The sequence below is a fragment of the Dietzia sp. DQ11-71 genome, from assembly GCF_014144995.1.
Lineage (GTDB): Bacteria > Actinomycetota > Actinomycetes > Mycobacteriales > Mycobacteriaceae > Dietzia > Dietzia kunjamensis.
Window position 1 is genome coordinate 1 of sequence record NZ_JAALDT010000477.1, and the last position, 2,335, is coordinate 2,335.

General features: G+C 70.7%; 3 protein-coding genes. All 3 read right to left on the reverse strand.

Annotation, left to right across the window (positions count from 1 at the left end):
• Positions 1–687, reverse strand: a 687-nt coding sequence (gene ftsL / locus G6023_RS14895; protein ID WP_182636244.1) for a cell division protein FtsL, incomplete at its 3' end; no start/stop codon positions are given.
• Positions 684–1,706, reverse strand: coding sequence for a 16S rRNA (cytosine(1402)-N(4))-methyltransferase RsmH (gene rsmH / locus G6023_RS14900; protein ID WP_182636246.1), 1,023 nt, complete (start codon positions 1,704–1,706; stop codon positions 684–686). The genes ftsL and rsmH, both read right to left, overlap by 4 nt.
• A 170-nt stretch (positions 1,707–1,876) precedes the next feature.
• Positions 1,877–2,335 (reverse strand): division/cell wall cluster transcriptional repressor MraZ (gene mraZ, locus G6023_RS14905; protein ID WP_182636248.1); only part of this gene is annotated, 459 nt, incomplete at its 5' end.

Below are 2,335 nucleotides of genomic sequence, written 5' to 3' on the forward strand. Positions count from 1 at the left end.
GGACTCGGCCATGGCGGGCGGTGGGGCGACCGGGGACGGAGGGGCTGCGAGGGGCGGATAGGGAACGGGGGCGACCCCGCGGGGCGTGCGGTCCTGGGGCGCCTGCGCGGGCGGGGCGTCGAATCCGTCCCGGTCGGACGACCTCGACGGTCCGGACGCTACCGGAGCGGGCTGCAGCGGCTTGATCGGCGCGCCGAGCTTCGCCTCGGGCTCACCGACGATCTCGAGCACGCCGTCCGATCCCCTGGTCAGGATGGGTGCGCTGGCGACTCCGACCATGCCGAGCTTCTCCGCGCGCTGCGCCAGCACCTCGGCGGACCGGGCGCGTTCGTTGGACGCCTGCAGGGCTTCCATCCGTTCCACCAACTCCACATTGGCGTCGCGGGCGTTCTTGAGGTCGTAGGTGTCCTGGGTGGTCTGCGCGGACAGCAGGAGGGTGCCGCCCACCCCCGCGCCGATGAGCAGGAGGAGGACGACGACGAAGGGAACCCTCGCGGCGAGCTCGGCGGGACTCAGACGTTCCGCCGGGACGACCACGGTCCGGCGGCCGCGCACCGAGCGGGTGAGGGGCTTGCGTCGAAGGCCGACGGGTCGTCCCGCGGGTGCGGGCGCGTCGACGCCCGGTGTCGTCGCCGGGCGGGTGTCGAGCCCGCCGGCGGTGCCGGGCGTGTCGATCGTGCTCGTCATGGGGTTCTCCCGTCGATACGGCGGACACATCGCACGCGCACCGAGGCCGAGCGCGGGTTGTGGTCGATCTCCTCCTGTGAGGCCTTCTCCGCTCCCCTGGTGATCGCCTCGAACTCGGGACCGTGGCCGGGGAGCTCCACGGGTAGGCCCGCCGGCGTCCGCGATGCGGTCCGCGTGGCCAGTTCGCGCTTGACGATCTTGTCCTCGAGGGAGTGGTAGGACATGAACACCGCACGGCCGCCGAGGCGAAGCAGGTCCAGGTATCCGGGCACCGCGTTCTCCACGGCCTCCAGCTCGGCGTTGACCTCGATGCGCAGGGCCTGGAACACGCGTTTGCCCGGGTGTCCGCCGGTCCGGCGGGCACCTTGCGGGATGGTGTCGTAGAGCAGCTCGACGAGTTGGGAGCTGGTCACGACGGGGTCGGTGTCCCGGCGGCGGACGATCGCTGCGGCGATCTGTCGCGCGAATCGCTCCTCGCCGTAGACGCGCAGGACGCGGGCGAGGTCGTCACGCGGGTAGTCGGCCAGGATGTCGGCCGCGGTGGGGCCGGTGGTGGGGTCCATCCTCATGTCGAGCGGGGAGTCGACGGAGTACGCGAAACCTCGCTCGGCCACATCGAGCTGCATGGAGGAGACACCGAAGTCGAGCAGGATCCCGTCGATCGCGGGGCCCGCCTCGTCCCGGGACTCCCCGGGGAGGGCCGCCACGACGCGGTCGAAATCGTCGAAGCGGGCGTGAACCGGCGTGAACCGGTCGCGGTAGGCCGTGAGGCGACGGGTCGCCATCTCGAAGGCCTCGGGGTCACGGTCGACGCCGAGGATGCGCAGCTCACCGAACTCGGCCAGCAGGTGGGAGGAATGCCCCCCGAGCCCGAGGGTCCCGTCCACGATCACGGGGACGCGGCCGTCCTGCGCGGCCGCCTCGACGACGGGCCGGAAGAACTCGATGGTCCGCTCGAGGAAGACGGGTATGTGCCCGGAGCGCGTGGCGTCGCGGCCGGCGTCGGACTCGTCTGCCATCTCGCCTCCTCGCGTCCGGAAGTCGTCGGTGCTCCGGTTGTGGTGGAGCCCCCTGGTCCCCGTCCGGTACCCACCTGGCGTTGGGGAAGTACGTCAGGGTGGTGCCGGGCAGGGGCCGGGGGGCTCCGTCCGTCGTGCTCTCACTTGCTCGTGTCCGTCCTCTCCCCGGATCAGAATTCGATCCCGAGCGAGGTGCCCTCCATCTCGGAGAACACGGGTAGGTTCTCCTCGCTGTAGCGGTCCCACGCCTCGGCGTCCCAGACCTCGAGACGCTCCCCGAGGCCGTTGACGACGCAGTCCTTGTCCAGACCCGCGTAGTTCCGCTGACTCGCCGGGATGGAGATCCGTCCCTGCGAGTCCAGTTGTTGGACTTCCGCGCCGCTCACCAGGAGCCGGAAGAACGCCATGTGCCTCTCGCTGAGGTTGGCGGTCGGCCGGACCTTTCTGACCAGCGCGTCGAACTCGTCCTCAGGGAAAACCGAGAGCGTGTTGGTGAACCACCCACACACCACCACCCCGTCCGCCAGGCCTGGCCTGAATCTGGCGGGGATCGTCAGCCGCCCCTTGTCGTCGAGCTTGGGACGGTGTGTCCCGTACCCGACGAAGGCTCGTTCACGTCCGGAGTCGAC

Coding starts and splice junctions, on each gene's coding strand:
- rsmH (WP_182636246.1), bottom strand. CDS start 1,706: ATGGCAGACGAGTCCGACGCCGGCCGCGACGCCACGCGCTCCGGGCAC.